Origin of the sequence: Falsiroseomonas sp. E2-1-a20 (genome assembly GCF_051433195.1) — a bacterium.
Lineage (GTDB): Bacteria > Pseudomonadota > Alphaproteobacteria > Acetobacterales > Acetobacteraceae > Falsiroseomonas.
The window spans coordinates 1-4,185 of sequence record NZ_JBHMFT010000109.1 but is presented as its reverse complement, the minus strand read 5'-3'; the positions used below and the strand labels follow the sequence as shown (position 1 = coordinate 4,185).

General features: G+C 67.7%; 3 protein-coding genes and 1 pseudogene. 3 read left to right on the top strand and 1 reads right to left on the bottom strand.

Going from position 1 to position 4,185, the window contains the following annotated elements; genetic code table 11:
• The 3 genes from ACFHPP_RS30560 to ACFHPP_RS30550 all read left to right on the top strand — a co-directional run.
• Positions 1-865: universal stress protein (locus ACFHPP_RS30560; protein ID WP_437167002.1), on the top strand; the 865-nt coding region annotated here is incomplete at its 5' end.
• 85 nt (positions 866-950) lie between these two features.
• The gene (locus ACFHPP_RS30555) at positions 951-1,928 is read left to right on the top strand and encodes a TAXI family TRAP transporter solute-binding subunit (RefSeq protein WP_437167001.1); all 978 of its coding nucleotides are present in this window, start codon (positions 951-953) and stop codon (positions 1,926-1,928) included.
• Between the two features lie 27 nt (positions 1,929-1,955).
• Entirely contained in the window at positions 1,956-3,950 is a 1,995-nt protein-coding gene (locus ACFHPP_RS30550) for a TRAP transporter permease (protein WP_437167000.1), read from the top strand.
• 12 nt (positions 3,951-3,962) lie between these two features.
• On the opposite strand, the pseudogene ACFHPP_RS30545 reads toward ACFHPP_RS30550, so the two are convergent.
• Positions 3,963-4,185: pseudogene (locus ACFHPP_RS30545) on the bottom strand (chitin deacetylase); the annotation flags it as partial.

The following is a 4,185-nucleotide window of genomic DNA, read 5'->3' as shown; positions in this document are numbered from 1 at the left end:
TGAACACGCCATGGCGCAAATCCTCGCCTGTACCGATGGCTCGGTCTACGCCGAGAGCATCCTGGACCACGCCGCCTGGGCCTCCGCGCGCATGGGCAGCGCCTCGGTGCGCGTGCTGCATGTGCTGGACCGCGCGACGGCGGAGGCGCCTGTCGATCGCAGCGGTGCGCTCGGCGTCAACGCCTCGGAGGAATTGCTGCGCGAGTTGGCGGAGCTGGACGAGGCGCGCGGCAAGGTCTCGCTTCGCCGGGCCCGCGCCCTGCTTGCGGCGGCGGAGGCCCGGCTGAAGGCGGCGGGCGTGGCGCACATCACCACCGTGCAGCGACACGGCGCGCTGGTGGACACGATCGTGGAGTTCGAGGGCGAGGCCGACCTGCTGGTGGTCGGCAAGCGGGGCGAGGCGGCGAACTTCGCCGTCGGCCATCTCGGCGCCAACCTGGAGCGCGTGCTGCGGTCCAGCATCCTGCCGGTGCTGGTGGCCTCGCGGTCCTTCCGGCCGATCACGCGCTTCGCCATCGCCTATGATGGTGGCCGCCACGCCCAGCAGGCGGTGGCCTATGCTGCCGGCACCGCGTCGCTGGATGGGCTGGAGTGCCACCTGGTGACGGTCGCCACGGATGAGGCGGCGGGGCTCGCACTGCTGGCGGAGCCGGCCGCGCAACTGGCGGCGGCCGGCAAGACCGCAACGCAGACCGTACTGCAGGGCGATGCGGACACCGCCATCGCCGGCCATGTCGCCACCGCCGGCATCGACCTGCTGGTGATGGGTGCCTACGGCCATGGCCGGCTGCGCAACATGATCGTCGGCAGCACCACCACGGCGCTGCTGCGCAGCTGCAGGATTCCGGTGCTGGTGTTCCGCTGAACGCAATGGCCTATCGTCGATTACTTGACGTCTATCTCCGCCCATGCTGCGGTTCGCCTTAACGAACCAAGAATGGGAGGATGCGATGCACCGCAGGAACTTTGTGCGCCTGGCGACCGCCGCGCCGCTTGGCTTGTCGACGATGGCGGGTCTCCCTTCGCCTGCCCTCGCCCAGACGCGCTTCGTGCGGATTGCCACAGCTGGCTCCGGCGGCAACTACTACCGCCTCGGCAGCGGTCTTGCCGCCATCTGGAACGACACGGTGGCGGGCGTGCGCGCCTCCATCCAGGCCACCGGCGGCACCGTTCAGAACCTCGACCTGCTCGCGGACCGGGAGGTGGAGGTCGCCTACCTGGCCGGCAGCATCGGCGAGCTCGCCTACAAGAACGAGGGTGTCTTCGCGAACCGCCCGCGCGGTCGCTACCAGGGCCTGCGCTCGCTGGCTACGGTCTACCCGAACCCGCAGTGGTTCCTGGCGATGAACTGGGCGCCCGAAATCAAGACGCTGCGTGACCTGAAGGGCAAGCGCGTCTCGGTCGGCATGCAGGGCAGCCAGGGCGAGGCCTGGTGGCGCATCATGATGGGCCACATGGGCTGGACCTATCGCGACATCCGCGCCGAGTTCACCGTGCATGGCGCGACCATCGACCAGGTCCGCAACCGCCAGATCGATGCGGTGGTATGGCCGGATGCACCCGGATCTTCCTCCGTCCAGCAGATGATGGACACCGGCTTCGCCCGCATCATCGACATCGACGAGGACGTCATCGCCTTCATGGCCGCGCAGGGTCTCGACTACCCCTACACCGTCGAGGCGCGGCACGTCCCGGGCAGCGATCGTCCCTTCCGCACCTTCGCCGCGCCCACCACGCTGGCGGTCCATGATCGCGTCTCGGACGACCTCGCCCATGCCCTGGTGAAGACGATGTTCGAGAACAAGCCGAGGTTGCTGCAGGTGCACCCGCTGGCGGATTTCATGACGCTGGCCAACGCCCGCGACGGCCTGCCCTTCCCGCTGCACCCGGGGGCGGAGCGCTTTTATCAGGAAAGCAGCCGGACCTGAACGACGGGTGGATGAGGAAGTGACGCGATGGCCATGACGCCTGGCGCCCGGCGGGAACGCGAAGCGGAGTGGCGGCGTCCGACGCTGGAGGGTGAGGGCGTCATCGACGTCAACGCCATCAGCGCCCAGTCGGAAGTGCAGGGCGACACGCGCCGCTTGCTCGGGCGCTGGGCGCTGCTGTTCATGGTCGTCGCGGTCGCCTCATCCCTGTTCCACTTCTACACGGCAGGCTACCGGCCGCTGCCAGCCATGGAACAGCGGCCGGTGCATGTCGCGCTGATGTTGTTCCTCTGCTTCCTGATCTATCCGGCCACGAAGCTCGGCCGTAGCCGCCAGCCCGGCTTAGGCGATTTGCTGCTGAGCGTCCTCGGCGGCGCCTCCGCCTTCTACGTGGCCTACACCTACCAGGACATCGTCGATCGCGGTGGCTACCCGACGCAGACCGACATCATCGTCGGCAGTATCTTCTGCCTGACGATCCTGGAGGCGGCGCGGCGGACGATGGGGATGTTTCTCATCGTCCTGGCCGCGATCTTCCTCGGCTACCTGTTCGTCGGGCCATGGATGCCGGGCATCCTCGGCCATGGCGGCTTCAGCTACGACCGGGTCATCCGCCAGATGTACATGACGACCGAGGGTGTCTTCGGCATCGCGGTCGGCGTCTCCGCAACCTACGTCTACCTGTTCATCCTGTTCGGCGCCTTCCTGCAGAAATCCGGCACGACCACCTTCTTCACCAATATTGCCTTCGCCGCCGCGGGCCATTCGCCGGGCGGCCCGGCGAAGGTCGGCGTGCTGGCGAGCGCGCTGATGGGCACGATCCAGGGCTCCTCCGCCGCCAATGTCGCCTCGACCGGCGTATTCACCATCCCGCTGATGAAGCGTCTCGGATTCAGTGGCTACTACGCCGGCGCGGTTGAGGCCGTGGCCTCCTGCGGCGGCCAGTTCCTGCCGCCGGTCATGGGCGCCTCCGCCTTCATCATGGCGGAGTATCTGCAGATGCCCTACGCGGCGGTCGCTGCGGGCGCGCTGCTGCCAGCGCTGCTATACTACGGCGCCGTCTACCTGCAGGTGCATCTGCGCGCCCGCAAGGTGGGGATGGAGGGACTGCCGCGGCATCGCCTGCCAAAGGTGAAGGCCGTGCTGCTGGAGCAGGGCCATCTGGTGCTGCCGATCTTCGTGCTGATCGGCATGCTGATCATGGGCTACACCGCGCTGTTCGCGGCCTTCTTTTCTATCGTCGCTGTCGTCGTGGTGAGTTCCCTGCGCCGGTCGTCCCGCATGAGTCTGCGCGACATCCTGGAGGCGCTGGAGATTGGAGCGCGCAACAGCATCTCGACCGCCATCGCCTGCGCTGCGGTCGGCTTCATCGTCGGCAGTGTCGGACTGACAGGCGTCGGCCTGTTGTTCACGCAATCGATCATCGGCCTGGCTTCCGGCATGCTGCTGCCGGCGCTGCTGCTGGCGGCCGCGTGCTCCCTGTTCCTCAGCTTCGGGCTGCCCACCACCTCGGTCTACATCATCACCGCGACGCTGGTGGCGCCGAGCCTGATCCAGCTCGGTGTGCCGCCGCTGGTTGCGCACCTGTTCTGCTACTACTGGGGCGGCGTCTCCGCGATCACGCCGCCCGTCGCGCTCGCGGCCTATGTGGCGGCGGGCATTGCAAATGCACCGGTGATGAAGACCGGCTTCACGGCGATGCGGCTCGGCATGGCGGCGTATCTTGTGCCCTTCATCTTCGTCTACTGGCCAGCCCTGGTGCTGTGGCACGAGATGCCCGTGCTTTCGGTGCTGTTGGCGGTGATGGGAGGGCTGGTCGGCGTGTTCTGCATGGGTGCACTGGGCGAACGCTACCTGACGCGCGCCCTGCCGATCTGGAAAATGGGCCTGCTGGCCGGGGCGATCGTGCTGGTGATGCACCCCGCCGGCATCGCCAATTTCCTCGCTGTCGGCATCGCCGTGTTCGTCGGCATCACTGAGTACCTGGCGCGGCCGACGTCCCAGCGCTTGCACGCTGCTTGAGGGCCGCGCCGGCTACTCGTTGAGGCCCTTCCCCGCATACGGGTGCGTCGCCGCCCAGTGCCGCGCGATATCCACACGCTTGGCGATCCACACGTCGCGCCGCTGCATCATGTAATCCAACAGCCGCTGCAGTCCGGCCGCCCGCGCCGGGTGGCCGATCAGCCGCATGTGCAGGCCAACCGACATCATCTTCGGCGTGCGCGCGCCTTCCGCGTACAGCATGTCGAAGGCATCA